This window comes from Sphaerisporangium sp. TRM90804, assembly GCF_029846175.1.
In the GTDB taxonomy this organism is placed as follows: Bacteria; Actinomycetota; Actinomycetes; order Streptosporangiales; family Streptosporangiaceae; genus Sphaerisporangium.
The window spans coordinates 20,685-46,913 of the sequence record NZ_JARWAC010000031.1; the positions used below are offsets into that span (position 1 = coordinate 20,685).

The window sequence follows — 26,229 nt, forward strand, 5'->3', positions numbered from 1 at the left end:
CCTCGTCGTGAAAGAATCCTGCCTTCACGGGTCGGGGGCTCGGCACCGCGGAACGCGCCAATTTGAGAGGGCATTTTGCCGGCTTTCAGGTCCCTAGAACCCACTGACCCCCAGCAGATCGCCTCCTACCGGGTGACCGGGCGGATCGGTGAGGGCGGGCAGGGCGTCGTCTACGCCGGCGAGACCGGCTCCGGCGCCACGGTGGCCGTGAAGCTGCTGCATCCCCGGTTCTACGAGGACGCGCACGCCCGGCGCACGTTCGGGGTCGAACTGAGGCGCGCTCAGCGGGTGACCGACCGTCACGTCGCGCGGATCCTGGCCTACGGCGTGCACGACCGGCACCTGTACTACGTGGGCGAGTACGTCGACGGCCCCTCGCTGGGCGAGGTGGTGGAGCGGCGCGGCCCGCTGCCCGCCCAGGAGATGGCCGGGCTGGCCGTCGCCACGCTGACGGCGCTGGCGGCCGTCCACGGGTCGGGGGCGGTGCACGGCGACTTCCGGCCCGGGTGCGTGCTGCTCGGACCGGACGGCCCGCGCGTGATCGACTTCGGCGTCGTGCGCGCCCTCGACGGCCGTCCCGCCGCCGGGCGGGTGATCGGCACCTCCCCGTTCACCGCGCCCGAGCACCTGGCCGGGACCGCTCCGGGCCCGGAGAGCGACATGTTCGCGTGGGCGGGCACCATGGTCTACGCGGCCACCGGGCGCCCCCCGTTCGGCCAGGACTCGGTGCCGGCGGTGATCAACCGGATCCTCAACGGGCTGCCCGACGTGTCGGCGCTCTCCGGGACGCTGCTGCGGGCCGTCACCGCGTGCCTGGACAAGACCCCCGCCGGGCGGCCGTCCGCCCGGGACGCGCTGGCCATCCTCCAGGGCGGCGCGACCGGCGGCCCGGCCGCCGTCCCGGCGCCGGGGCCGGACGCCGCGCCGCCCCCGGCCTCCATCGCCGCCTGGCAGGCCGCGCCCCCGGCGCGACCGGCGGCCGGCCCGCCGCCGTACGAAGGCCCGGTGCCGCCCGCGCCCCGGCCGCGCTCGCCCGCGTCGCCGCAGGCCGGCCCGCTCGTCGCCCCCTCGCTCACCGCGACGGCCGCGACCCCGGCGTCGCGCATGGAGGCCGCGCCCGCCGCCGGGGCCGCCTCATGGGAACGATCCCAGGCGACCGGCCCGGCGTCCGGGCCCGCGAACCCGCGGCCGGACACCCCGGTCGCCGGGCGGCCGGGCGGAGCCGCGGGCCCCGGGCGGCCCGAGGAACGGCGCGGGGAGCCGGGGCGGCGGGAACCGCTCTCCCCCGGGCCCGCCGCCTTCGCCGGCGCCGAGCCGCCCAGGCACCGCCACCGGGGCCGTCACACCCGTGCCGTCGTCATCGCGGGGGCGGCCATCGTGCTCGCCGCCGTGGTCGCGGTCGCCCTGGTGGTGATCCCGGGCGACCCGGCGGGCACACCGGATCCGGGAGCGGCGCCGCTCCCCGTGCCGGTCCCGCCCGTGACGTCCGCGGCCCCGTCCCCCACGCCCACCCCGGGCGTCGGCGCGGACCCGACCACCGAGCCGACCCCGGTGCCCTCCCCCAGCCCGGAGAAGACCGAGCCCACCCGGACGCCGCCGGCCTCCCGGCCGCCCAGCACCCCGCCGCCACGGCCGGTGCTGCTGGTCAGCCCGAATAGCGTGCGCGTGAAGTCCGACTACATCTTCCACGTCAACATCAAGCTCAGGGCCCCCGGCGGCGCCGTACGCTGGCGTGCGTCGATCACCGAGGGCGGCGTGCTCAGCTCGACCCATGGCCGCATCCGCGCGGGCAGCTCGGCCACGATCACGGCGTACGGCACCCCGTACTGCAGCACCTCTCGCGTCCGGTTCACCTCCAACGGGGGCGGCAAGACGGTGACGATCGCCTGGGGCGGCGTCCTGTGCTGAGGCTCAGCGGGCCGGCGGGCGGGGCACGGTGTACCAGGACGCCTGGTCTTGCGGGCGCGGGCAGAAGTCGTGACGCATGGCGCCGGCGCCCAGGGCCACCAGCGTGATCGAGGACGTGCCCCACACGCGGCCGTCCTCCAGCTCGCGGAGCGCCACCAGCGCCTCCGGGTGGGTGACCGGCAACCCGTCTCCCCCCGCGAGCGCGCGCCACGCCCGCCACGCCCCGTCGTCGCCCGCGACGTGCGCGGAGGGCCGGGGGGCGGCGGCGAAGCGCGGCCGGAAGCGGGCGGCGCGGGGATCGCCGTCGCCGGGCTCCCAGCCGGAGTTGACCACGACGTGCACGCCGTCGGGCAGCTTGTTCTCGGTGACCCGCCGGCCGTCCCAGCTCCACAGCCGCACGCCGCCGGGCTCGGCGACCAGCAGGTGGAACGGGTCGTAACACTCCAGGGACCCCTCGGGCAGCCCGCCCGCGCGCACCGCGCGCAACGGGAGGTCGCCGCGGGACCTGCGGATCGGCGCGGGCGCCTCCGGGCCGATCCCGTTCAGCAGCGCGGCCACGCGGGGCAGGCCGGGATCGGCCGCCAGCCAGGTGCCGCCCGCCTGCGCGTCGCGCCCGCCGACCACGCCGGGAAGGCCGGGCCAGTGCGCCGCGGGCGGCTGCCAGGGCCGCGCGGCGAACTCGTCACGCACCCCCGCCAGCACGACCGGCGTCTCGGCCCCGGCCTCGAAAGCGACAATCACCGTACACAACCCCGTTCCCTCCAGATCGGTAGAGATGGCACATCGTGTGCAGGGTACGCCTCAGCCGCCGGTGGCCGGGGACGGGCGCGGCACGCCGGGAGGGGGCCGGGGCACGACGGCGAGGACCCGGCGTGGTGGACGGCTCTCGGCCGGAGGGGGCGAAGCGGGTCGGACGGGCGGAGCGGTCGGACGAGCCGGTGGTCAGATGGGCGGCCAGGGGATGGCGGGCCAGTCTTCGGAGGGGAACGGATGCACGCCGGTGCTCAGCAGGCGCCGCACGCGATCCCATGTGGCCTCGACCTCCGAGAGGGTGAGCAGCTCGCGCAGCCGGCGGCCCAGCCTGCCGCGTTCGATCTCGCGCTCCAGCCGGGCCAGGACGTTGACCGCCTCGCGGGGAAGCGGCTTGCCCCGCCACTGCCACAGCACCGTGCGCAGCTTGTCCTCGGCGGAGAAGCAGACGCCGTGGTCGACGCCGTAGATGTGGCCGTCGGGCAGCGGCAGCAGGTGGCCGCCCTTGCGGTCGGCGTTGTTGACCACCGCGTCGAAGATGGCCATGCGGCGCAGCGCCGGGTCGCGGCTGCGCATCAGGGCCAGCAGGTCGACCTCGGGGTCGGTGTCGATCCACAGCTGGCACATGCCCGGGCCGAAGGGGCCGTCGCGGTACACGCTCGGCGGCACGATGCGCCAGCCCGTGGCGGCCGATACCTCGAAGGCGGCCACCTCGCGGGCGGCCAGCGTGCCGTCGGGGAAGTCCCACAGCGGGCGCTCGCCCCGCACCGGCTTGTACACGCACTCGGCCACCACGCCGTCGAGGCGGACCGAGCAGTACAGGGTCATGTTCGTGGCCTCGACGAGACGGCCCGCGACCTCCAGGGTGCCCTCGCGCAGCAGGCGCAGAGCGGTGGCGTCGTCGAGCCCGGAGGCGCCGGGGATGCTGCTGAGCCGGGGGTCGCTCTCTGCACTCACGTAGGGTCCCCCCGGTGGCCGTTCAGGCGGACGCAGATGTGGCCCTCGGCGTCGAGCGGCTGCCCGCACAGCGGGCACGGCGGGCGGCCCGCGGAGACGACCTCCAGGGCGCGCTTGGTGAACGCGCGGGCCTCCGCGGCGCTGATGTGCACCCGCAGGACGGCGGAGTCGGGCCTGTCGACCAGGACCTCCGGCTCGTCCTCCTCGCCCTCCTCGCCGGTGATCTCCTGCGCCTCGATGACGACCTGCGCGGTCTCGGGGTCCCAGGCGAGCGCCATGGTGCCCACGCGGAAGTCCTCGTCGATGGGCTGGTCGAGGGGAGCCTTGTCGGACAGCTCGACGGGGGCCATCGCGGGCACGGGGGCGGTTCCGCCGCTGCGGCGCAGCACTTCGTCCAGCAGCTCGTCGAGCCGGTCGGCCAGCACCGCGACCTGGAACTTCTCCAGGCCGACGGTCGTCATGCGTCCATGACCCCGCGCCTGGAGAAAGAAGGCGCGGGAACCCGGCTGCCCGACGGCACCGGCCACGAACCTCTCTGGCGGATCGTAATCGAACACCGGCATAGCCCGACCTTACGTGGTCCCGGCTCCGCCGCCGACAGCGGCGTCGCTCCCGGTGAGGTTTTCTCCCCCGTCCTGCTCCTCCGTACTCTCAGGTGGAGGGGGCGGGGGTAGCAAATTATCCACCCCGCCGCCCACGTCGTTCACTCGTATGACGAACGGGCGCAGCTCGGTGTAGCGGATGACTGTCAAGGACGCGGGGTCCGCCGTGACGCGCTGGAAGTGGTCCAGATGGGCGCCGAGCGCGTCGGCCACGATGGCCTTGATCACGTCGCCGTGGCTGCACACCAGGTAGACGGCGTCCTCGCCCAGCTTGGCGTTCCAGTGACGCACACCGGCCACCGCCCGGCGCTGGACGCCCGCGAGCGACTCGCCGCCGGGGAAGACCGCCGCGCTCGGGTGGTACTGCACCACCCGCCACATGGGCTCCTCGGCCAGCTCCTTCAGCGGCCGGCCGGTCCACTCGCCGTAGCCGCACTCGCCGAACCGCTCGTCGGACTGGACCGAGAGGCCCTCGCGCCCCGCCAGCACCGCCTGAGCGGTCTCCTGGCAGCGTTCCAGCGGGCTGGAGACGATCGCGTCCAGACGCAGGGGCGCCAGCCGCGCCGCCAGGGCGCCGGCCTGCTCCCTGCCGCGCTCGCTGAGATGGACCCCGGGGGTCCAGCCGGCGAGCACCGGCCCTGTCATGTCGGTCAGCCCGTGCCGCACCAGAAGCAAAGTGGTCACAAACACAGCCTATTGCGCGGTGATCACTCCGAGCGACAGCAGGGTCAGCAGGAAGGCGCCGGCGAAGACCCGGTAGGCGACGAAGACCATCATGGAATGCCTGGTGATGTATCTCAGGAGCCAGGCGATCGAGGCGTATCCCACGGCGAACGAGACGACGGTCGCGATCACGGTGGGTACGGTGCCGGGCCCGCCGCCCGCCCCCAGGTGGCGCAGCTCGAACACGCCCGAGAGCACCACCGCGGGGATCGACAGCAGGAAGGAGTAGCGGGCCGCCGCCTCCCGGGTGAACCCGAGGAACAGGCCGCCGGTGATCGTCGAGCCGGAGCGGGACGCGCCGGGCACCAGGGCGAGCGCCTGGAAGCCGCCGATGATCAGGCCGTCCCTGAGGGTGAGCTCGGTGATCGGGGTGCGCTGCCGGCCCACCTGCTCCGCCAGCAGCAGGAGCAGGCCGAAGACGATCAGCACGGTCGCGTTCAGCCACAGGTTGCGCGCCGGCCCCCCGATGGCGTCCTGGAACAGCAGGCCGAGCACGGCGAGCGGGATCGTGCCCAGGCCGATGTACCAGCCCATGCGGGCGTCCATGTCGCCGCGTAGCGCCGGGGTCCACAGACTGCGCAGCCACGTCCACAGGATGCGCGTGATGTCGCGCCGGAAGTAGATGACCACGGCCAGCATGGTGCCGAGCTGGATCACCGCGGTGAAGGCGGCTCCGGGGTCCGACCAGCCGAACATTCTGGGGATGATGAGCAGGTGGGCGGAGCTGGAGATCGGCAGGAACTCGGTCAGGCCCTGCACGACGCCGAGCACGATGGCTTGCAGTGCGTCCATAGTGCGCGCCAGCCTAGGGCAGCCTCCCGCTCTCGACCGGCCGTGTCCGGTGTCTGTGGGGACGTGCCGGGCCGGCACCCGGGAGGAAGCCCCGCAATCCACGCGCGGCGGGCGGGAGCCGCCGCGCCCGGGCCGCCCGCCACGGGGGCGAGGGGACAGGCCGGTCCCGCGCCGTCGCGAGGGTAACGCGTTCCAAGGCGGTAACCTGGCCGGATCATGGATCAGCGATTGGTGGGCCGTAGCGGTCTCTCGGTGTCGCGGCTGGGGCTGGGCACCATGACCTGGGGCAGGGACACCGGGGCCGACGAGGCCGCCGCCCAGCTCGCCGCCTTCGCCGACGCCGGCGGAACCCTCGTCGACACCGCCGACGTCTACGCCGGCGGCGACGCCGAGCGGCTGCTCGGGCGCCTGCTCAGGGACACCGTGTCGCGCCCGGAGATGGTCGTCGCCACCAAGGCCGTGCTCACGCCGCACGGCCCCCGGTCAAGGAACGCCTCCCGGCGCAGCCTCATCTCGGCGCTGGACGCCTCGCTGCACCGCCTCGGGCTCGACGAGGTCGACCTGTGGCAGTTGCACGCGTTCGACTTCGACGTGCCCCTGGAGGAGACCCTCGCGGCGGTCGACACCGCCGTCTGCTCGGGTCGCGCCGTCTACGCGGGCGTCTGCAACTACGCGGCGTGGCAGCTCGCGGCGGCGGGCGTCTGGCAGCGGTCGGCTCCCGGGCGGGTGCCCATCGTGTCGGCGCAGGTGGAGTACTCCCTGCTCGCCCGCGACGCCGAGCGCGAGGTCCTGGCCGCCGCCGAGCACGTCGGCGCCGGCGTGCTGGCGTGGTCCCCCCTGGGGCGCGGCGTCCTCACCGGCAAGTACCGCACCGGCATCCCCGCCGACTCCCGCGCCGCCAGCCCGCACTTCTCCGACTTCGTCGCCCCCTACCTCGACGAGCGTTCCCGCCGCGTGGTCGAGTCGGTCACCACGGCTGCCGAGGGGCTGGGGGCCTCCCCGCTGGCCGTCGCCCTGGCCTGGGTGCGCGACCAGCCCGGCGTCTCGGCCGCCGTCGTCGGCGCCCGCACCCACGTCCAGCTCAAAGGCGCCCTGCAGGCCGAAGAGCTGACGTTGCCGGTGGAGATACGCGAGGCCCTCGACGACGTGTCGGCCCCCGACTAGCCTCGGCGGGCACCCGGCCGACGCCGCCCGCCCCGCCCCGCCGCCCGCCGGTCGCGAAGCCCGCGCATTTCGCCGGAAACGGCCCGCCGTGTCCTCCATGGCCGCCGAACAGGAGTCTTGTTCACGTATCACTAGTCGATACCGAATCGCTACTTGTCGGGGAATGACCGGCTGGGTGGCACACGATTGTCCGTGGAGACCGTGGAGGGGAGCCCGGTCTCCGACCTGCACGACGATGGAGGGGAACCATGCGCAAGGGCACTACCGCCCTTTCGGCAGGGGCGCTGGCGCTCGCCCTGAGCGGGGGGGCGACGCTGCTGGTCAGCGTGCCGGCCTCCGCGTCGGCCCAGCGTCCGAGCGCCTGCGACCCGGCGGGGCCGCTGTCCGTGCTCACCGGCCCGTGCACCCCGGCCGCCCGGGACGACGCCCCAGCCGGCCCGCCAGCCCCTCTCATCGGCACGCTGGACGACCTCGCCGGCGGCCGCCCGGAGCCCGCGACCGAGACCGTGGAGGACCGTGCGGAAGGCCGTCCCGACCACGTGACCGAGACCGTGGACGACCTCACCGGCGCTCGCCCCGGGCCCGTGGGCGAGACCGTGGACGACCTCACCGGCGGCCACCTCGCCCCGGTGACCGAGGCGGTGGACGACCTCGCCGGGGGCGTGGGCGCGCCCGCCGCCGAGACGGTGACGCGGCACGCCGGCGACGAGATCGACCGGATCATCACCACCCTCGACGAGACCGCCGACCGCCTCCTCGGCGGGGGCGGCGACCCGCCGCCCGTCGCGGAGCCCACCGCCCCCGGGCCGCTCTCGAGCCCGACTCCCACGCCCCCGGCCGAGCCGGACGCCGGCGCCGGCCTTCTCGACCCGCCCGTGCCGCTGGACGCCCGCTGCCTGCCCGTCGTCGCCCCGTGCGAGGAGGACACGGCCACCCCCGCGCCTTCCAGCCCCCAGGATCGTTCCACCCTCGCCCCGGCGCCCGGCGCGCCCCGCCGCCCCGGCGACGCCGACGGGCCGTCCGCGCCCGGCCCGACCCCGGGCCATCCCGCCGTCACCGGCGGGGACCGCCCGCGGGGCGCGGCAGGCGGGCACGGCATGGAGCGTTCCCGGCCGTCCTCCCCCGCCTCGCCCGTGGCCGACGCGGAGGCGCCGCCGCTGACGCCGCTGTGGCCGGGCCACCCGCTGCCCGCGCTCGCCGACGACCGCCTGCGGGCCCGGCAGGTCGTGCCCGGCAGGCACAACGACGCCGTGGGAACCGTGCTGACCGCGGTGCTGCTCGCCTCGGCGATCCTGGCGGCACGCCTCGTGCACGCCCGCAGGAGGACCGAGGGCCAGGGCTCGATGCCGTTCGAGGGGCTGCGCCGCTCCGACCCGCGCCGCGAACGCCTGGCCTGACCTGTGAGAACGCCCCCGGCCGGGCGGCCGGGGGCGTGCGGGCTCTCGTGCTCAGGCGCCCATCGCGTGGACGCCGCCGTCCACGTGGACGATCTCGCCGGTGGTGGCGGGGAACCAGTCGGACATCAGCGCCACGCACGCCTTGGCGGCGGGCAGCGGGTCGCCGAGATCCCACCCGATGGGCGCCTTGGCCGGCCAGCTCTCCTCGAACTCCTGGAAGCCGGGGATGTTCCGGGCCGCCATGGTGCGCAGCGGGCCCGCCGCGACGAGGTTCACCCGGATGCCGTGCTTGCCGAGATCACGGGCCAGGTAACGCGAGCAGGACTCCAGGCCGGCCTTGGCGACGCCCATCCAGTCGTAGACGGGCCAGGCCTTGGAGGCGTCGAAGTCGAGGCCGACGACCGCGCCGCCCTCCTTCATCAGCGGCAGGCAGGCGACCGCCAGCGACTTGAAGGAGAACGTGGAGATGTGCACGGCCGTGGCGACGTCCTCCCAGGCGGTGTTGAGGAAGTTGCCGCCGAGGGCCGTCTGGGGCGCGAAGCCGATGGAGTGCACGACGCCGTCGAGGCCGTCGAGGTGCTCGCCGACGCGGTCGGCGAGGGTGTCGAGGTGATCGGTGTTCTGCACGTCGAGCTCGATCACCGGGGGCGTCTCGGGGAGACGCTTGGCGATGCGCTCGACCAGGCTGACCCGGCCGAAGCCGGTGAGGACGACCTGGGCGCCCTCCTGCTGGGCGAGCCGGGCCACCGAGAACGCGATCGAGGACTCGGTGAGCACCCCGCTGACCAGAATGCGCTTGCCGTCGAGGATTCCCATGTCAGTGCCCCATCCCCAGGCCGCCGTCGACCGGGAGGACCGCCCCGGTGATGTAGGCGGCGTCTTCTCCGGCCAGGAACCGCACCGCGCGCGCGACGTCGGCCGGAGCCGCGATGCGTCCGAGCGGGATGTTCTTGAGGATCATCGCCTGCTGCTCGGGCTCGAGCACGCCGGTCATCTCGGTGTCGACGAAGCCCGGCGCGACGACGTTGACGGTGATGCCGCGCGACCCCAGCTCGCGCGCCAGCGACCGGGCGAAGCCGATCATGCCGGCCTTGGAGGCGGCGTAGTTGGTCTGGCCCGCCGAGCCGAGCATGGCCACGACGGAGGAGATCAGGATGATGCGGCCGCGCCGCATCCTCAGCATGCCGCGGCTCGCCCGCCGGGCGACCCGGTAGGCGCCGGTGAGGTTGACGTCGATGACGTCGGTGAAGGTCTCCTCCTTCATCAGCGGCAGCAGCGTGTCCTTGGTGATGCCGGCGTTGGCGACCACGACCTCGACCGGGCCGTGCTCCGCCTCGGCCTTGGAGAAGGCGGTGTCGACGTCGTCCACGCTGGTGACGTCGCACTTGACGCCGAAGAGCCCCTCTGGGGGCTCGCCCGTGCGGTAGGTGACCGCGACGGCGTCGCCGGCCGCGGCCAGCTCGCGGGCGATCGAGAGACCGATTCCGCGGTTGCCACCGGTTACGAGTACTGATCGAGCCATGGCTCGACGGTATCGCTTACTCGCAGGTAAACCCTCATCCGCTCCGTACAAGATCACAGGGCTAGGATCGTGGACATGCGACAGATCGATCCCGACTTCCTCGCCCTGCCGCTGCGGCGACTGGCGGACGCCGCGCTCCAGCGCGCGCGCGAGCTGGGCGCCGAGCACGCCGACTTCAGGCTCGAACGGGCGCGCGGCGAGACCTTGCGCCTCTTCGACACCCGGCTTGAGGGCTCCATGGACGCCGACGACCTCGGCTACGCCGTCCGCGTCATCCTCGACGGCACGTGGGGCTTCGCCGCGGGCATCGATCTGACGCCCGACGCAGCGGCGGCGGTCGCCGAGCAGGCCGTCGAGGTGGCGAGGGTGGCCCGGCCGGTGAACCGCGAGCCGGTGGAGCTGGCCGCCGAGCCGGTCCACGCGGGCGTCACCTGGGTGTCCTCCTACGACGTCGACCCTTTCGAGGTGGCGCTGAAGGACAAGGTGGGGCTGCTGGCCGAGTGGTCGGGCGGGCTGATGGCCCACCCGGCGGTCGACCACGTCTCCGCCTCGCTGATGCAGGTCAAGGAGCAGAAGTTCTACGCCGACACGGCGGGCACCGAGACCACCCAGCAGCGGGTCCGCGTCCACCCCTCGCTCACGGTGATGCGGGCGGCCGGCGGCCTGTTCGACGACATGCGCACGCTGGCCCCGCCCGTGGGCCGCGGCTACGAGTACCTGTCGGGCACCGGGTGGGACTTCCCCGCCGAGCTGGCCGCCCTGCCGGTGCTGCTGGAGGAGAAGCTCAAGGCGCCCTCGGTGGAGGCCGGCGTCTACGACCTGGTGGTGCACCCCTCCAACCTGTGGCTGACCATCCACGAGTCGATCGGGCACGCCACCGAGCTCGACCGGGCGCTCGGCTACGAGGCCGCGTACGCCGGCACGAGCTTCGCCACGTTCGACAAGCTGGGCACCCTCGAGTACGGCTCGCCGATCATGAACGTCACCGGCGACCGCACGGCCGAGTACGGCCTCGCCTCGATCGGTTACGACGACGAGGGCGTGGCCACCCGGCAGTTCGACATCGTGCGCAAGGGCAGGCTGGTGGGCTACCAGCTCGACCGGCGCATGGCGCTGATGAAGGGCCTCGGCACCTCCAACGGCTGCGCCTACGCCGACTCCTCCGGGCACGTCCCCCTGCAGCGCATGGCCAACGTCTCCCTGCTGCCGGCCCTCGACGGCCCCTCCACCGACGAGCTGATCGCCGGCGTCGAGCGCGGCATCTACGTCATGGGCGACAAGAGCTGGTCCATCGACATGCAGCGGTACAACTTCCAGTTCACCGGCCAGCGGTTCTACCTCATCGAGAACGGCCGGCTCACCGGCCAGCTGCGCGACGTCGCCTACCAGGCCACCACGACCGACTTCTGGCGGTCCATGGAGGCGGTCGGCGGCCCGAACACCTACGTGCTGGGCGGCGCGTTCAACTGCGGCAAGGGCCAGCCCGGGCAGGTGGCGCCGGTGAGCCACGGCTGCCCGTCCGCGCTGTTCCGCGGTGTCAAGATCCTCAACACCGTTCAGGAGGGTGGAAAGTGACTCCTCAGGAGACCGTCGAGCGTGCCCTTGCGCTCAGCAAGGCCGACGACTGCGTCGTCATCGTCGACGAGGGGTCCTCCGCGAACCTCCGCTTCGCCGGCAACACCCTGACCACCAACGGCGTGGCCCGCTCGTCCCGGCTGACGGTGATCTCGGTGACCGGCCAGGGCGTGGGCGTGGTGTCACGCTCGGCCGTGCGCCCCGACGAACTGCCCGACGTCGTGACCGCCGCCGACCTCGCCTCGCACGAGGCGCCGCCCGCCGAGGACGCCCGCCCGCTGCTGCCCGCGGCCGAGTCGCCCGGCTGGGACCTTCCGGCCGAGCCGACCTCCATCGGAGTGTTCGGCTCCTTCGCCCCGGCGCTCGGCGAGGCGTTCGCGCTGGCCGAGTCGGCCGGCCGCAAGCTGTACGGCTTCGCCGAGCACGTCCTCACCTCGACCTTCCTCGGCTCCTCCACGGGGCTGCGGCTGCGGCACGACCAGCCGACCGGGCGCCTGGAGCTCAACGCCAAGTCGCCCGACATGGCCCGCTCGGCCTGGACGGGCGTGGCGACCCGCGACTTCACCGACGTCGACGTCGCCGCGCTGGACGCCGCGCTCGCCCACCGCCTCGACTGGGGCAGGCGCCGCGTCGACCTGCCCGCGGGCCGGTACGAGACGCTGATCCCGCCCTCGGCGGTCGGCGACCTCATGATCTACCTGTACTGGTCGATGGGCGCCCGCGACGCCGCCGACGGGCGCACGGTCTTCTCCAAGCCCGGCGGCGGCACCCGGCTGGGCGAGTCGCTGAGCACGTCCCCTGTCACGCTGTCGAGCGACCCCGGCGTCACGGGCATCGCGTCCCCGCCGTTCGTCATCGCCCACGCGGGCAGCCGCGAGAGCTCGGTCTTCGACAACGGCCTGCCGCTGTCGCGGACCGACTGGATCCGCGACGGCACGCTGGAGGCGCTGCTGCACACCCGGCACTCCGCCGAGCTGCTCGGCGGGCCGGTCACCCCGGCGATCGACAACCTCGTGATGTCGGGCCCGGAGGGCGGGCGCTCCCTGGAGGAGATGGTCGCCGCGACCGACCGCGGCCTGCTGCTCACCTGCCTGTGGTACATCCGCGAGGTCGACCCGCAGTCGCTGCTGCTCACCGGCCTGACCCGCGACGGCGTCTACCTGGTCGAGAAGGGGGAGATCGTCGGTGAGGTCAACAACTTCCGGTTCAACGAGAGCCCGGTCGACCTGCTGGGCCGGCTGACCGAGATCGGCGCGGCGCGGCAGACCCTCCCCCGCGAGTGGAGCGACTACTTCACCCGCGCGATCATGCCGGCCATCCGGGTGCCCGACTTCAACATGTCCACGGTGAGCCAGGCGAGCTGACCCCGCGGCCCCCTACCGGCGGGCCGCCGCCCCCCGCCCGCCACCCGCCCCGGGCCCCTGTCTCGCGCCCGGGGCACGGCCGCCGGGACGGCGCCGCGCGCCGTGGTCAGGAGTCCTCCAGGCGGAAGCCCACCTTCATGCCCACCTGGAAGTGGCCGACCTCCCCGCCCTCGATGTGCCCTCGAACCTCGGTGACCTCGAACCAGTCGAGGTGCCGCAGGGTCTCCGACGCGCGGCGGATCCCGTTGCGGATCGCCTGGTCGACGCTCTCGGTGGACGTGCCGACGATCTCGGTCACGCGGTAGGTACGGTCCGACATCCCATTCTCCTTCGCTCGATCTTGATCGTATGCCGGGCGGCCCGCGGCGGCCGCCGTCCACCCCGGCCACCGGTGGGTCTACCGTGGAAGGTGTGAAGGTCTGGCACGGCCGAACGGTCGTACATCAGGTCACCGACGCCCAGCCATCCCTGTCATCCGACATCGGGAAGCGCGAGAAGCGGTACTTCATCCAGATGGGCATCCGCACCATGTGCCTCATCCTGGCCGTCGTGCTCACCGTGCCGTGGCCGGTCAGGGCGCTCCTCGTCGCCGGCGCGATCTTTTTGCCGTACTTCGCGGTGATCGGGGCCAACCAGCCGAACCGTGGCATGAGCTCGGGCTTTGACTATGAGAAACCTAACCAAACCGAGATACCAAGGCACCGACGCGAGATCGGGTCGTGACTAACTCTTGACGCACCCCATGGGTTGTAGGTGTACGCTTTAGACAAGCGCTCTGGTCCCCCGTCGGAGCGCTCGTGCCGGCGTTCCGGGCCCCCGTCGGAACGCCGATGAAGCGACGCCGGGTGGTTTGCCCCCGTAACCACCCGGCGTCGCCCATTCCCGGAACTTTTTGGCGCCTGTCGCTTTCGAACGGTTCAGCGGTCGCCCAAAGTCTCCGCCGTCGCCTGTCCCCAGTTCTTCGCCATCGCCGACAGCCGCTCCAGCGCGTCCGGCGAGGCCGTTCCCCCGCCCTGGGCGAGGCCGAGGAGGTAGGCGGTCAGCGGCGCCGCGGGCCGGGCCACCCCGTGGGCGACGTCCCTGGTCAGGTCGAGAACGGCGTCGCGGTCGACTTGCTCCTGGTCGATGCCCAGCTCCTTGCACACCAGCGCGGTCCACTCGGCCAGCACGTTCATCGCGGTCCCTTTCACCTGGTGAGAGCGGCACGGGCCGCTTTCTCGATTGCGCCCTAGTTTTCGTATTCATCGGTTACCACGGAGAGTTTCTCCCTCGCGACCGTCACGTCGTCGACGGTGTCGCAATCGAACCACGGAACCCGCCCGTCGTCCTCCACCGCGAGGCTGAGCCGCACCGGGTCGAGCGGCCCCAGCAGCCCGTAGAGGGACCTGCCCTCGTAGGCGGCCAGAGCGGGCGTCAGGGCGTCCGCGCGCCACACCCCGGTGAGCCACTGCTCCCGCCCGCGTTCGTCCACCAGGACGGCCCCCGCGGGCCCGGGGGAGCCGGCGGCGGCCGCGAGGAGCGCGGCGATGTGCGCCGGCAGCAGGAACGGAAGATCGGCGGCCAGCAGCGCCACCCACGGCGCCGAGGTGGCCGCCAGCCCGGCCCGCAGCGCGGGCACCGGGCCGCCGCCCGGCGGCCGTTCCTGGACGAACCTGGCGCGCGGCAGCCCCGCCCGGCGGGGGGCGACCACGACGAGGCGGGCGGCGTCCGGCACCGCCGCCACCACCCGCTCGATCAGCGTCAGCCCGCCGACGTCCACCCCCGGCTTGTCGGCGCCGCCGAGCCGCCGCGCCCCTCCCCCGGCCAGCACCACCGCGTCGTACGGCGCCGCCGGGCCGGGACCGGCCCGGCCGGACGGCCCGTCGTGCGGCACCTCAGCCGCCGATGGCCGACATCGGTCGCACCGGCTGCAGGAAGCTGGGGTCGTCGATGCCGTGGCCGGCCCGCTTGCGCCGGACGGCCGCGAGCCAGCGCTCGGCCAGCTCTGAGTCGGAGGCGCCGGCGCGCATGGCCGCGCGCAGGTCGGACTCCTCGGTGGCGAACAGGCAGTTGCGGATCTGGCCGTCGGCGGTGAGCCGCACGCGGTCGCAGGACCCGCAGAACGGGCGGGTGACCGAGCCGATGACGCCGACCCGTGCCGGGCCGCCGTCCACCTCGAAGACCTCGGCGGGGGCGCTGCCCCGCTCGGCGGGGTCGTCGGGCGTGAGCGTGAACTCCGGCTCCAGGATGCGCAGGATCTCGTCAGCGGTGATCATGTCCTCGCGCCGCCAGCCGTGCTGGGCGTCCAGCGGCATCTGCTCGATGAACCGCAGCTCGTAGCCGTGCTCCAGGCAGAACCTGAGCAGGCCGGGCGCCTCGTGGTCGTTGACGCCGCGCATGAGGACGGCGTTCACCTTGACCGGGCGCAGGCCCGCCGCCGCCGCGGCGGCGAGGCCGGCCAGGACGTCCGCCAGCCGGTCGCGGTGGGCCAGCTTGACGAAGACGTCGCGGTCGAGGGTGTCCAGGGAGATGTTGACGCGGTCGAGGCCCGCGGCCGCCAGCGGCTCGGCGAGCCGGGCCAGCCCGATGCCGTTGGAGGTGATCGACACCTGCGGCCGGGGGGTGAGCGCCGTCGTGCGCGCCACGATGTCGACGACCTCGCGCCGCAGCAGCGGCTCGCCGCCGGTGTAGCGCACCTCGGTGACGCCGAGCCGCTCGACGGCGACGGCGACGAGGCGTGCGATCTCGTCGGCGGTGAGCAGGTCGGGCTTGGGAAGCCAGTCGAGCCCTTCCGGCGGCATGCAGTATGAGCAGCGCAGGTTGCACCGGTCTGTCAACGAGACCCGCAGGTCCGTCGCCACGCGCCCGAAGGTGTCGACTAGCACCGAGTTCCTCCTGTCGCCCCGGAAGGCGTTGTCGCTCGACTGTCAGCCTACGGTCCGCACCGAACCGCCGATCACGGCGTTCCCCGGCGGCACGGCCCGCGATCGGGGACGGTGCCGGTGCCCGCCACCGTTCTCGCAGGTGGGAACCCTTCCACGCGCCCTCCGCACCTCACAGGCACCCGTCGACGGAATAGTGAATACAGTAGACCCTTATACCGACAACTCCCGCCGACACCACCTGATTCCGCTCAACCCCCGCCCACAGGCCACTTCTCCCCTTCGCCCCGCCACCCCCCCGGTTGATCACCCCCCGCCCCCGGACGGCCCCCACCCACCCCCCAGCGAGGGGCCCGCGCCCGCGGCGCGACGGCCGGCCATCACGGCATGACAGGTCCGCGCCGAGGACCCCGCCCGCCCGCGGCGCGAGGGCCGGCCATCACGGCATGACAGGGCCGTGCCGAGGGCCCCGCCCGCCCGCGGCGCGATGCCGCGCGCGATTCCAGGCCCACGGCCGTCCCGCGGGCCCGCGCGGGGACCGGCGGGCCCGTCGACGGACCGCGCGGCGGCGACGAAATGACGTGCGGGCGGCGACGTCCCTCGGGCAGGATGCGCGCCGTGACGTTCTCTCCCGGCCGCATCACCGTGTCCCCGTACACCGGCCCGCACGACCTGCGCGCGATGCAGGACCTCGCGACCCGCCTCTGGTCGCCGTCGGCGCGGTGGCACCCCGGCGACCTGGCGTGGGGCCGCTTCCAGCACGCGGGCCGGGAGCGGGAGTGGCCCACCGCGCGCTGGCACGCCGGCGGCCGCACGCTCGCCTGGGGCTGGATCGAGCTCCCCGGCCACCTCGACCTGATGGTCGACCCCGCCCACCCGCACCTGGCCGACGAGGTGCTCACCTGGTTCGCCGAGACCACCAAGCCCGCCACCACCACGATCGGCGCCACCACGACCACCGCCACCACCGGCGGCGGCACGACCGGTGCTCCCACGACCGGCGCCACCACCACCCCGACCGGCCTCACCGCCGAAGACACCACCGCCGGCACCGACGGCGACGGCGACGGCGACGGCGAGCGGACGGTCGTCGTGTCGGAGGCCGACGTCCATCTGCTGCCCGCGCTGGCGCGTCACGGCTACGCGGCCCGCGACGACGGCCCGTTCTTCGTCACCATGACGCGCGACCTCGACCGCCTCCCGGCCGCCTCGCCGCCCGCCGGTTTCCGGCTCCGCGCCGTCGCCGGCGCGGACGTCCCCCGGCGGGTCGCCGTCCACCGCGCGGCCTACCATCCCTCGCGGGTGACCGAGGAGAGCTACCGAGCCGTGCGCGCCGCCCGGCCGTACCGCCCGGGGCTCGACTGGATCGCCGAGGCCCCGGACGGCACCGCCGCCGCGTTCTGCCTGGTGTGGCTGGACGAGGCCACGGGCGCCGCCCTGATCGAGCCCACGGGCACCGCCCCCGCCCACCGCCGCCTGGGCCTGGCCCGGGCGGTCTGCCTGGCCGCCCTCACCGCGGCCCGCGCCCAGGGCGCCACCCGAGCCACCGTCTCCCCCCGCGGCGACGCCGCCCACCCCACCCCGTCCCACCTCTACCGCACCCTGGGCTTCCGCCCCCGCGCCAGGACCCTGCACTTCCGCGCCCCCTGACCCGCCGGGCGGCGGGTCAGGGGGCGCGGGCCCCCGCCGGAGCGCGGCCGTCAGCCCTTGACGCAGATGACCTGGCGGAGCCGGGCCACCACCCGCACCAGATCGGTCTGGGCGGCCATGACCGACTCCAGGTCCTTGTAGGCGCCCGGGATCTCGTCCAGCACCCCGGCGTCCTTGCGGCACTCGACCCCGCTGGTCTGCGCCTTCAGGTCGCCGACGGTGAAGGTCTTCTTGGCCTTCGTCCGGCTCATCCTCCGGCCGGCCCCGTGGGAGGCCGAGTTGAACGCGGAGGCGTTGCCGAGGCCCTCGACGATGTAGGTGCCGGTCGCCATGGAGCCGGGGATGATCCCCAGGTCGCCCGCGCCGGCCCGGATCGCCCCCTTGCGGGTGACGAGCAGGCCCACCCCGTCGTAGGTCTCCTCCGACACGTAGTTGTGGTGGCAGGAGATCGGCTCGTGGAAGGTGACGCCGGCGAAGTGCTTGCGCAGGACGTCGCAGACCAGGGCCGTCATGACGGCGCGGTTGCGGCGGGCGTAGTCCTGGGCCCAGAACAGGTCGCGCCGGTAGGCCGCCATCTCCGGCGTCCCGGACACGAAGACCGCGAGGTCGCGGTCGGGCAGGTCCTGGTTGTGCGGCAGGTCGCGGGCCTGTGAGATGTGGTGCTCGGCCAGCTCCTTGCCGATGTTGCGCGACCCGGAGTGCAGCACCACCCAGACGGCGCTCGCGTCGTCGGCGCACAGCTCCAGGAAGTGGTTGCCGCCGCCGAGCGTGCCCATCTGGACCTCGGCCTTGTCGCGCCTGGACCGAACCGCCGGCGCCAGGTTCTCGAACGCCTTCCAGAAGCCGGCCCAGCCGGCGCCGGCGACGCCGTGCAGCCTGGCGGGGTCCACCGGGCGCTTGTGCGCGCTGAAGCCCACCGGGATCGCCTGCTCCAGCCGCGACCGCAGGTAGGGCAGGTTGTCGGGAAGGTCGCCGGTCGTCAGGGAGGTCTTGACCGCGGTCATCCCGCAGCCGATGTCGACGCCCACCGCCGCCGGCGACACGGCGTCGCGCATGGCGATCACCGACCCGACGGTGGCGCCCTTGCCGTAGTGCACGTCGGGCATCACGGCGACGCCGTGGGTCCAGGGAAGGTTCGCCACGTTCCGCAGCTGCTGCATGGCCTGCGGCTCGACCTCCCCCGGGGCCGCCCACATGCGGACGGGCGCCCGTCCACCGGTCACCTCGTTGTACGCCATCACGTATCGCCTCCTCCCGCCGTGCTCTGCTCCGGCCTCAATGACGCCAGACGGCGGGACGCGCCGCAACCGGATTACGATCACCTGGGCACGCCCGGCGCGGCCTTTCGCCACCCGTCACGGGCATCGTGCGCGGCGCCCCCGTACGCGTGGGACGGGGGCCGGCGGGCCGCCGCGAGTGGCCACGGCGACGGCGCGCCGTGGGTGGGGCGGGCGGGGTTCGCCGGGCCCGCAATGGCGCCGATTCGTGACGCGTCCGGGCTGGCCGGTGAACCTTTCTCGTGAGAGAAGACTCTTATGGGTGGGGGCCCATACGCCTACGAAACGGGGAAGATCTGACATGCCGGTCAATCTGTCCAACACCAAACCGCTGGCCTGGGATTCGGCGAACCTGAACGCCGACACCAAGGCGATGCTCGACAACCTGCAGCCGAACATCCTGCAGGGGCACGTCCGCGAGCACCTTTCGGTGCTGTTCCTGCACTTCGGGAACGCGGCGGACGGCAAGCGGCTCCTGCGGGGGCTGGTGCCGCTGATGAAGTCGGCCAGGCGGCACCTGGAGGAGGTGCGCGAGTTCAACACCTCGAAGGCGCCGGGCACGCCTTACGTCGGGGTCGGCATCAGCAAGCTCGGCTACCTCAAGCTGGGGCACTCCACGACGAGCTTCACCGACGACGCCTTCAAGTCGGGGCTCAAGCGGCGCAAGGACACGCTCAACGACCCCTTCGTGAGCGCGTGGGAGAAGCCGTACCAGGAGGAGATCCACGCCGTCGTGCTCGTCGGCGACGCCACCGCCGAGCCGGTCGCCGCCACCCGTGAGCGCGTGCTGGCGCTGCTGCCGGCGACCGTCAAGGTCGTGGGCGAGGAGACCGGGCTCGGGCAGCGCAACCCCGCCGGCAACGGCATCGAGCACTTCGGCTACATCGACGGCCGCAGCCAGCCGCTCTTCCTGGCCGACCAGGTGGCCGCCGAGCGCGGCGTGAACTGGGAGCCGTTCTTCCCGCTCAGCCACGTGCTGGTGGCCGACCCGCTCGCGCCCAGGCCCGAGCGGCACTTCGGCAGCTACCTCGTCTTCCGCAAGCTGGAGCAGAACGTCCGGGCCTTCCGCGAGGCCGAGGAGCAGCTCGCCGACGGGCTCGGCCTGACGGGCAAGGACCGGGCGCTCGCCGGCGCCATGCTGGTCGGCCGGTTCCGCAACGGGACGCCGCTGCGGCTGCACGGCAAGCCCAGCTCGGACGGGCATCCGGTGCAGAACGACTTCAGCTACCGCGACGACCCCGGCTCCAAGTGCCCGGTCGGCGCGCACATCCGCAAGGCCAACCCCCGCGACTCCCGCGACGGCGGACTGGAGCGCGTGCTCGGCGTGATGATGGCCCGGCGCGGCCAGACCTACGGCACGCGCACCGACGCCCCGTGGGACGACGCGCCGCCGGAGACCCGCCCGACCGGCGGCGTCGGGCTGCTGTTCATGGCGTTCAACTCCAGCATCCAGTCGCAGTTCGAGTTCACCCAGCAGTCCTGGGCCGACAACTCCGGCTTCCCGCGGGAGGGCACCGGCAACGACCCGATCACCGGGCAGGGGTCGCGGGACACCAAGATCAGGCTGCCGAAGGCCTGGGGCAGCGACAAGCTGAGCGCGCCGCAGTCCGAGGTGCCCCAGACGGTGACGATGAAGGGCGGGGAGTACTTCTTCACGCCGTCCCTCGCCTACCTCAAGAGCCTGTGAGCGCGCGGGCCTGAGCGCGGGCGTCACGGCCCGTTTCCGGCGGCGGAGCCGGCGAGCCGGCGCCCGGGGCCGGCCGCCGGCTCCGCCCTCCCGGAGCCGGCCCGGGCGGCTCCGGGCGCCCGCCGTTAACCGGATGCGGTTAATAGAAAGACGATTTCCGTTTACGGCGAAGTGGCCATTCACTAATTCCACGCGAAATAACTCGCCATAGTGATTTCCGGCGCCTTCCCCTAGCATGTGGGAATGTGGCCTTGATGAGGGAAAGAATTCGGCGCAGCCGTGAACGCGGCGGGCCGCCGCACGGAATCGCCCCGCCGGCGCGCGCCGGCGCGGCCGCGCATCCGAACAGTTCTGATGAACATACTCCGCACGCGCCGCTGCAGGTCAGCGTGGTTTCGGAGTCGAGTTTCACCGTACGCGGCCACGGGGTGCACAGCGTTTACGAGGAAAGCGTCCGCGCGATAAAGCGGATGCCCGATCTCGAAATCGCCTCCGGATGCCGCGCGTACGGCGCGGACGTGATCCTGCACGTCCACACGATGGGTCCTTTCGCGGCGATCCGGATGCTGGCGCACCGCGGCCCCATCCTGGTGAGCGCGCACGTCACGCCCGGCACGCTGGCCGGCAGCATCCGGGGCGCCCATGTGGTGCGCGGGCTCGTCCGCCGGTACATGAGGGCCGTCTTCGACATGGCGACCCTGGTGCTGTCGGTGAGCAAGGCCACGACCGCCGAGCTGGAGGAGCTGGGCGTGCGCGGCCCGATCCTCCCGATGAGCAACGCGATCGACGAGCGTCGCATCCGCCCGCTCGCCGAGCGGCGCGAGGAGCTGCGCCGGGGGTTCGGATGGGACGACCGCATGGTCGTGCTCGGCGTCGGGCAGATCCAGCCGAGGAAGGGCGTCGAGGAGTTCGTCGCCTGCGCCAGGAGCATGCCGCACGTGCGGTTCGTCTGGGTGGGCGGCATGCAGTTCGGGATGCTGTCGGACTCCCGCGACGCCCTGACCCGGCTGCGCGCCGAGGCGCCCGGCAACGTGACCTTCACCGGGCTCGTCCCGCGCGAGGAGGTCTTCGCGTACTGCGCGGCGGCCGACGTGTTCTTCCTGCCGTCCCGGCACGAGACGTTCGGCCTGGCCACGCTGGAGGCGGCGACGGCCGGGATGCCGCTCGTCCTCACCGACCTGCCCTGTTACCGCGAGTGGCTCAAGGACTCCTACCTGCACGGCCGGACCGTCGAGGAGCACGTCGCGCTGCTGCGGGAGCTGGAGGACGCCGGCGCGCGCGCCGAGTGGGGCGAGCGCGCCTCGCGGGCCGCGGCGGGCTACGACTCCCGGATGCTCATGGACGGCCTGCGCGAGGCGTACCTCCTGGCCGCGGCGCGGGGCCGGCGGGGCTGACCGGCGCGCCGCGGTCGTCGTCCATGAGGGGGGCCAGCCGGGCCGCGGCGGCGTCCAGGCCGTCGACCAGCGCGGGGATCGGCGGCAGGCCGTGGCGGGGCAGGCGGGACGCCAGGGCGGCGCCGAGGCCCGAGGCGCGCACCGTGTGGTCGACCAGGGCCTCCAGGTCGTCCGGCCAGGGGAACGCCGGCTGGGCGATGAGCAGCGACACCAGGCCGTGGACGCCCGCCCACAGCCCGAGGGCGAGATGGCGGGGGTCGCCGCGCATCACCCCGGCCTCGACGCAGGCGGCCGTCGCGCCGGCGAGGACGTCGAAGCACCGCCGGCCGGCCCGCGCGACGGGTTCGGCGGTGCACGGCCGCATCATCACCAGCCGGTACTGCACCGGGTGGTCCAGGGCGAACCAGACATAGGCGCGGGCGCAGCGCCCGAGCGCGGCGAACGGCTCCGGCGCGCCGGAGACGTCGCCCACCCGCCGGGCGAGCTCGTCCCACACGCGCAGGCAGACCGCCTCGACGAGGGCCTCCTTGTCGGCGAAGTGCAGGTACACCGACGGTGTGGAGACGCCCGTGCGCGCGGCGACGGCGCGCAGCGTGAGCGCCTCCTCGCTCCCCGCCTCGGCCAGCAGCGCCTCGGCGGCCCGCAGGATCTCCTCCCGGAGCAGGGCGCCCTCTCCGGGCCTGGCGCGTACCCGTCTGTCAGCCATGCGTCTTAGTTGACGCCGTCAGCTTGACGCTGTCAACATGAGTCGAGCCAAGGGGGGCACATGGGGACGTTCAGCGAGGCGACACGGCTGGTGGCGCGCGAGGGGACGACGGACCGGCGCGAATTCGGCGCGACGCTCGACCCGCAGTGGGCCATCGGCGACAAACCGCACGGCGGATACCTGCTCTCGGTGCTCAGCCGGGCCGCGTCCGAGGCCGCCGGTGAGCGCCATCCGCACCTGACGGCGATCGGCGGGTCCTTCCTGGAGGCTCCCGCCGCCGGCCCCGCCGATGTGCGGGTGGAGATCCTGCGCGAGGGGCGCGGCGCCACCCAGGTGAGGGCCCGGCTCTCGCAGGACGGGCGCCCGTGCGTCGAGGCGCTGATCACGCTGGGACGGCTGGAGACGGCCGGCTCCTGGTGGTCCAGCGGGCCGCCGGTGGAGCTCCCCGCCGAGCGGGACTGCCTCCGCGCGCCTCCCGAGGCGCCCGGCGCGGACTTCCGGGTGCCGCTGATGGAGGTGGTCGAGCTGCGCCTCGACCCCGCGCAGCTCGGCTTCGCGTTCGGCGCCCCCGCCCGCGAGGGGCGGCTCTCCGGCTGGTGGCGGCTGGCCGACGGCAGCGACTGGGACCCGGCGTCCCTGCTGGTGGCCCTGGACCCCGCTCCCCCGGTCTCCTTCGAGCTCGGCCTGGGCGGGTGGGTCCCGACCATCCAGTTCAGCGCGTCCATCCGCAGGCTTCCCGCGCCGGGCCCGGTGCGGGCCGCCTGGCGCACCATGGACGTGAGCAACGACCGCATGGACCAGACGACGCACGTCTGGGACGAGGCGGGCCTGCTCGTCGGCCAGTCCTCCCAGATCCACGGCGTCCGCATCCCGGCCGCCCTCTGACCCCTTACCGCCCTCCAGCCGCCCGGCCGGGCTCCACCACGCGCACGGCGGGAGCGGCGAACGCGTGGAGCGCGGAACGGCGTCGGTTTGGCAACGGTCGCCGGAAAACGCTACTTATCGGGTGATTTAGCAGAAAAATCAGCCCCTGGTGTGCCGTAAGTCGGTTCCCACGGACGGGCCGCCGGCACCGAAGGGGCTGATATGAGAAGGACCGTCGCCACGCTGGCCATTGCCGGCGTCGGTCTGAGCGTCCTGACGGGCGCTCTTCCCGCCAACGCCGCCCAGGCCCGGGTCGCGGCCAAGCCGGCGGTGACCGCCGCGCCCTCCACCGTCACCTGGGCGCCGTGCACCGGCGGCCTCGAGGGTCTGGAGTGCGCGAAGATCCCCGTGCCGCTGGACTACTCCAAGCCGACGGGCCAGAAGATCAGCATCGCGGTCAGCCGTAAGAAGCACACCGTCAGCGAGGCCGACTACCAGGGCATCCTGCTGATGAACCCGGGCGGCCCCGGCGGCAGCGGGCTGTCGGCGCCGGGCTGGTTCGAGGGCAGCGTCGCGCAGGAGGCCTCCGGCGCCTACGACCTGATCGGCTTCGACCCGCGCGGCGTCGGCCAGAGCGAGCCCCGCCTGGTCTGCGGCTCCTCCTACGGCCAGCCGGTCCGCCCGGACTACGTGCCGGCGAACGCCGCCGAGGAGCGGGCCTGGCTGGCCCGCGCCAAGGACTTCTCCGCCAAGTGCGGCGCGGCCTTCGGCCGGCTGCTGAAGCACATGAAGACCGTCGACTCCGCCCGCGACCTGGACACGATCCGCCAGGCGCTCGGCCAGCGGAAGATCAACTACTTCGGTTACTCGTGGGGCACCTACCTCGGCGCCACCTACGCCACGCTGTTCCCGAACAAGGTGCGGCGCTTCGTGCTGGACAGCGTAGTGCGGCCCAGCGGCGTGTGGTACGAGGCCAACCTCGACCAGGACCGCGCCTTCGAGGTGCGGGCCAAGGACTTCTTCGCCTGGACGGCCAAGTACGACTCGGTCTACCACCTGGGGACCACCGGCGCCGCCGTCGAGAAGAAGTACTACGAGCTCCGCGCCAAGCTGAAGGCGTCCCCGGCGCAGGACAGGGTCGGCCCGTCCGAGCTGGACGACACCTACCTGGTCGGCGGCTACACCAACTCGGTGTGGATCCCGCTCGCCACCGGCCTGTCGCAGGCCGCGCAGGGCAGCGACGACTTCCTCGTCACGCTGTACGACGCCTTCGCCGCCAGCGACGACGACAGCGGCCACGCGCTGTACCTGGCGACGTCGTGCACCGACGCCAGGTGGCCGAAGAACTGGGACAGGTGGCGCCGCGACAACTGGGCCACCTACCGCACCGCGCCGTTCCTGACGTGGGGCAACGCCTGGTTCAACGCGCCGTGCATCACCTGGCCCGCCAAGGCGGGCACCCCGCTGCCGATCTCCGGCAAGGGCCTGCCGCCCGTCCTGCTCTTCCAGGCCACCAAGGACGCCGCCACGCCGTACCCCGGCGCGGTGGAGATGCACAAGCTGCTGCCCTCGTCGCGTCTCATCGTCGAGAACGGCGGCGGCAACCACGGCATCAGCCTCAGCGGCAACGAGTGCCTGGACGCCCACCTCTCGGCGTACCTGACCGACGGAACGGTGCCCGCCCAGAGGCGCGGCGTGGACGCCACGTGCGCCCCGCTGCCCGACCCGGTGCCGTCCGACGGCGTCACCACCCGCTCGGCGCCGGCCCTGCCCGACATCAGGGTCCGCCGCTAGCCGGATCCGCGGCATGAGGGAGGGGCGCCCGGCTCGCCGGGCGCCCCTTTCACGTCGGCGGAGCCGGCGCGGGCGTGTCGCGGCCACGCCGACGGGGCGAGCGGGGTACGCTGCCCGGCCTGTGGGCAAGACAGAGGTGTCCCCCACTGTCAGCGAAGCGGGAATCCTATGACCCGAATTGCCGCTGTCCGCGGTGCCGTTCCCCCGAACCGTCACCCCCAGAGTGAGATCACCGACGCGTTCGCCCAGATATGTCTCCCCGAGGGTGCCGACCAGCGGCTCCTGCGCCGCCTGCACTCCTCGGTGCGGGTGGACCACCGCAACCTCGCGCTCCCGCTCGACCAGTACGCCAAGCTCGACGGCTTCGGCGCGTCCAACCGCGCTTTCGTCGAGACCGCCGTCGAGCTGGGCGCCGAAGCGGTCGGCGCCGCGCTGGCCGCGGCGGGGCTCGCCCCCGAGGACGTCGACATGATCATGTTCACGTCCGTGACCGGCATCGCCGCGCCGTCGATCGACGCCAGGCTGGTCGGCCGCCTGGGCATGCGCCCGGACGTCAAGCGGGTGCCGATATTCGGCCTCGGCTGCGTCGCGGGGGCGGCGGGCATCGCCCGTCTGCACGACTACCTGCGGGGATGGCCCGACCACGTGGCCGTCCTGCTGTCGGTGGAGCTGTGCTCGCTGACCCTGCAGCGCGACGACTCCTCGACGGTCAACCTCGTCGCCAGCGGCCTGTTCGGCGACGGCGCCGCCGCCGTGGTCGCCTGCGGCGCCGACCGCACGGACGTGCCGGCCGGGCCGGCCGTGGTCGCCTCGCGCAGCCACCTGTACCCCGACTCCGAGGGCGTGATGGGCTGGGACGTGACCGACAACGGCTTCCGGGTGGTGCTGGACACCAGCGTGCCGCAGGTGGTGCAGACCTACCTGGCCGACGACGTGCACGACTTCCTGCGCGACCACGGCCTGACCACCCGCGACGTGACGGCCTGGGTCTGCCACCCGGGCGGCCCCAAGGTGCTCCAGGCGGTCGCCGAGACGCTCGACCTCCCCGACGGCGCGCTCGACCTCACCTGGAGCTCGCTGGCCGACAACGGCAACCTGTCGTCGTCGTCGGTGCTGTACGTGCTGCGCGACACCCTCGCCCTGCGCCCGCCGCCGCCCGGCACGCCCGGGGTGCTCATCGCCATGGGGCCGGGCTTCTGCTCCGAACTCGTGCTGCTGCGCTGGTAGGGCCGGTGTCGCCGC

25 protein-coding genes are annotated in these 26,229 nt (G+C 73.6%); 12 read left to right on the top strand and 13 right to left on the bottom strand.

Annotated features, from left to right (window positions below):
* Positions 1-132 precede the first annotated feature (132 nt).
* Positions 133-1,908 carry a serine/threonine-protein kinase gene (locus PYR91_RS32485; RefSeq protein WP_279786107.1) on the top strand — a complete coding sequence of 592 codons (1,776 nt, stop codon included), beginning with the start codon at positions 133-135 and terminating at the stop codon, positions 1,906-1,908.
* 3 nt (positions 1,909-1,911) lie between these two features.
* On the opposite strand, the gene PYR91_RS32490 is transcribed toward PYR91_RS32485, so the two are convergent.
* From PYR91_RS32490 to PYR91_RS32510, 5 genes are all read right to left on the bottom strand, one after another.
* Entirely contained in the window at positions 1,912-2,649 is a 738-nt protein-coding gene (locus PYR91_RS32490) for an NRDE family protein (protein WP_279786109.1), read from the bottom strand.
* Between the two features lie 201 nt (positions 2,650-2,850).
* The gene (locus tag PYR91_RS32495) at positions 2,851-3,615 is read right to left on the bottom strand and encodes an SCO1664 family protein (RefSeq protein WP_279786110.1); all 765 of its coding nucleotides are present in this window, start codon (positions 3,613-3,615) and stop codon (positions 2,851-2,853) included.
* The gene (locus PYR91_RS32500) at positions 3,612-4,178 is read right to left on the bottom strand and encodes a DUF3090 domain-containing protein (RefSeq protein ID WP_279786112.1); all 567 of its coding nucleotides are present in this window, start codon (positions 4,176-4,178) and stop codon (positions 3,612-3,614) included. The genes PYR91_RS32495 and PYR91_RS32500 overlap by 4 nt, the downstream gene beginning before the upstream one ends.
* 9 nt (positions 4,179-4,187) lie before the next feature.
* A complete protein-coding gene (locus PYR91_RS32505) occupies positions 4,188-4,901 on the bottom strand; it encodes an MSMEG_4193 family putative phosphomutase (RefSeq protein WP_279786113.1) in 714 nt (237 codons plus the stop codon).
* A gap of 9 nt (positions 4,902-4,910) precedes the next feature.
* The gene (locus PYR91_RS32510) at positions 4,911-5,732 is read right to left on the bottom strand and encodes an undecaprenyl-diphosphate phosphatase (RefSeq protein ID WP_279786115.1); all 822 of its coding nucleotides are present in this window, start codon (positions 5,730-5,732) and stop codon (positions 4,911-4,913) included.
* 216 nt (positions 5,733-5,948) lie between these two features.
* On the opposite strand from PYR91_RS32510, the gene PYR91_RS32515 reads away from it, so the two are divergent.
* Positions 5,949-6,896, top strand: a complete 948-nt coding sequence (locus PYR91_RS32515) for an aldo/keto reductase (protein WP_279786117.1) — start codon at positions 5,949-5,951, stop codon at positions 6,894-6,896.
* A 248-nt stretch (positions 6,897-7,144) separates the two neighbouring features.
* Positions 7,145-8,293, top strand: coding sequence for a hypothetical protein (locus PYR91_RS32520; protein WP_279786119.1), 1,149 nt, complete (start codon positions 7,145-7,147; stop codon positions 8,291-8,293).
* A gap of 51 nt (positions 8,294-8,344) precedes the next feature.
* On the opposite strand, the gene fabI is transcribed toward PYR91_RS32520, so the two are convergent.
* Together fabI and fabG are read right to left on the bottom strand one after the other, a co-directional pair.
* Positions 8,345-9,109 (bottom strand): enoyl-ACP reductase FabI, encoded by a 765-nt coding sequence (gene fabI / locus PYR91_RS32525; protein WP_279786121.1) that lies wholly within the window; start codon positions 9,107-9,109, stop codon positions 8,345-8,347.
* 1 nt (position 9,110) lies between these two features.
* Positions 9,111-9,815 (bottom strand): 3-oxoacyl-ACP reductase FabG, encoded by a 705-nt coding sequence (gene fabG, locus PYR91_RS32530; protein WP_279786123.1) that lies wholly within the window; start codon positions 9,813-9,815, stop codon positions 9,111-9,113.
* A gap of 75 nt (positions 9,816-9,890) precedes the next feature.
* Here fabG and PYR91_RS32535 point away from each other — a divergent pair, with 75 nt between their 5' ends.
* A complete protein-coding gene (locus tag PYR91_RS32535) occupies positions 9,891-11,390 on the top strand; it encodes a TldD/PmbA family protein (RefSeq protein WP_279786125.1) in 1,500 nt (499 codons plus the stop codon).
* Complete coding sequence (locus tag PYR91_RS32540) at positions 11,387-12,754, top strand: metallopeptidase TldD-related protein (protein ID WP_279786127.1); 1,368 nt, start codon at positions 11,387-11,389, stop codon at positions 12,752-12,754. Before PYR91_RS32535 ends, PYR91_RS32540 begins: the two co-directional genes overlap by 4 nt.
* 106 nt (positions 12,755-12,860) lie before the next feature.
* On the opposite strand, the gene PYR91_RS32545 is transcribed toward PYR91_RS32540, so the two are convergent.
* Entirely contained in the window at positions 12,861-13,073 is a 213-nt protein-coding gene (locus PYR91_RS32545; protein ID WP_279786129.1) for a dodecin, read from the bottom strand.
* Positions 13,074-13,165: 92 nt separating this feature from the next.
* Here PYR91_RS32545 and PYR91_RS32550 point away from each other — a divergent pair, with 92 nt between their 5' ends.
* Complete coding sequence (locus tag PYR91_RS32550; RefSeq protein ID WP_279786131.1) at positions 13,166-13,477, top strand: DUF3099 domain-containing protein; 312 nt, start codon at positions 13,166-13,168, stop codon at positions 13,475-13,477.
* A 194-nt stretch (positions 13,478-13,671) separates the two neighbouring features.
* Here PYR91_RS32550 and PYR91_RS32555 read toward each other — a convergent pair whose 3' ends face one another.
* The 3 genes from PYR91_RS32555 to moaA are packed head-to-tail and all read right to left on the bottom strand — an operon-like array spanning position 13,672 to position 15,618.
* The gene (locus PYR91_RS32555; RefSeq protein ID WP_279786132.1) at positions 13,672-13,929 is read right to left on the bottom strand and encodes a DUF6457 domain-containing protein; all 258 of its coding nucleotides are present in this window, start codon (positions 13,927-13,929) and stop codon (positions 13,672-13,674) included.
* Positions 13,930-13,982: 53 nt separating this feature from the next.
* On the bottom strand, positions 13,983-14,627 hold the full coding sequence (locus tag PYR91_RS32560; RefSeq protein ID WP_279786134.1) for an NTP transferase domain-containing protein: 645 nt from the start codon (positions 14,625-14,627) through the stop codon (positions 13,983-13,985).
* Between the two features lies 1 nt (position 14,628).
* The gene (moaA, locus tag PYR91_RS32565) at positions 14,629-15,618 is read right to left on the bottom strand and encodes a GTP 3',8-cyclase MoaA (RefSeq protein ID WP_279786136.1); all 990 of its coding nucleotides are present in this window, start codon (positions 15,616-15,618) and stop codon (positions 14,629-14,631) included.
* A 615-nt stretch (positions 15,619-16,233) separates the two neighbouring features.
* On the opposite strand from moaA, the gene PYR91_RS32570 reads away from it, so the two are divergent.
* Positions 16,234-17,265 carry a GNAT family N-acetyltransferase gene (locus tag PYR91_RS32570; protein ID WP_279786138.1) on the top strand — a complete coding sequence of 344 codons (1,032 nt, stop codon included), beginning with the start codon at positions 16,234-16,236 and terminating at the stop codon, positions 17,263-17,265.
* A gap of 50 nt (positions 17,266-17,315) precedes the next feature.
* Here PYR91_RS32570 and PYR91_RS32575 read toward each other — a convergent pair whose 3' ends face one another.
* Entirely contained in the window at positions 17,316-18,503 is a 1,188-nt protein-coding gene (locus PYR91_RS32575; RefSeq protein WP_279786140.1) for an RtcB family protein, read from the bottom strand.
* A gap of 340 nt (positions 18,504-18,843) precedes the next feature.
* On the opposite strand from PYR91_RS32575, the gene PYR91_RS32580 reads away from it, so the two are divergent.
* Both PYR91_RS32580 and PYR91_RS32585 read left to right on the top strand, forming a co-directional pair.
* The gene (locus PYR91_RS32580; RefSeq protein ID WP_279786142.1) at positions 18,844-20,229 is read left to right on the top strand and encodes a hypothetical protein; all 1,386 of its coding nucleotides are present in this window, start codon (positions 18,844-18,846) and stop codon (positions 20,227-20,229) included.
* 254 nt (positions 20,230-20,483) lie between these two features.
* Complete coding sequence (locus tag PYR91_RS32585; RefSeq protein WP_347943852.1) at positions 20,484-21,623, top strand: glycosyltransferase family 4 protein; 1,140 nt, start codon at positions 20,484-20,486, stop codon at positions 21,621-21,623.
* Here the strand turns inward: PYR91_RS32585 and PYR91_RS32590 are convergent.
* Complete coding sequence (locus tag PYR91_RS32590) at positions 21,565-22,329, bottom strand: TetR/AcrR family transcriptional regulator (protein WP_279786146.1); 765 nt, start codon at positions 22,327-22,329, stop codon at positions 21,565-21,567. The two genes, PYR91_RS32585 and PYR91_RS32590, sit on opposite strands and share 59 nt — an antisense overlap.
* A gap of 60 nt (positions 22,330-22,389) precedes the next feature.
* Between PYR91_RS32590 and PYR91_RS32595 the strand changes: the two genes are divergently transcribed.
* The 3 genes from PYR91_RS32595 to PYR91_RS32605 all read left to right on the top strand — a co-directional run bounded on the left by PYR91_RS32595 (position 22,390) and on the right by PYR91_RS32605 (position 26,214).
* Positions 22,390-23,214, top strand: coding sequence for a thioesterase family protein (locus PYR91_RS32595; RefSeq protein WP_279786148.1), 825 nt, complete (start codon positions 22,390-22,392; stop codon positions 23,212-23,214).
* 201 nt (positions 23,215-23,415) lie between these two features.
* Complete coding sequence (locus tag PYR91_RS32600; RefSeq protein ID WP_279786150.1) at positions 23,416-24,987, top strand: alpha/beta hydrolase; 1,572 nt, start codon at positions 23,416-23,418, stop codon at positions 24,985-24,987.
* Positions 24,988-25,155: 168 nt separating this feature from the next.
* Entirely contained in the window at positions 25,156-26,214 is a 1,059-nt protein-coding gene (locus tag PYR91_RS32605; protein WP_279786152.1) for a 3-oxoacyl-[acyl-carrier-protein] synthase III C-terminal domain-containing protein, read from the top strand.
* Positions 26,215-26,229: the final 15 nt, after the last annotated feature.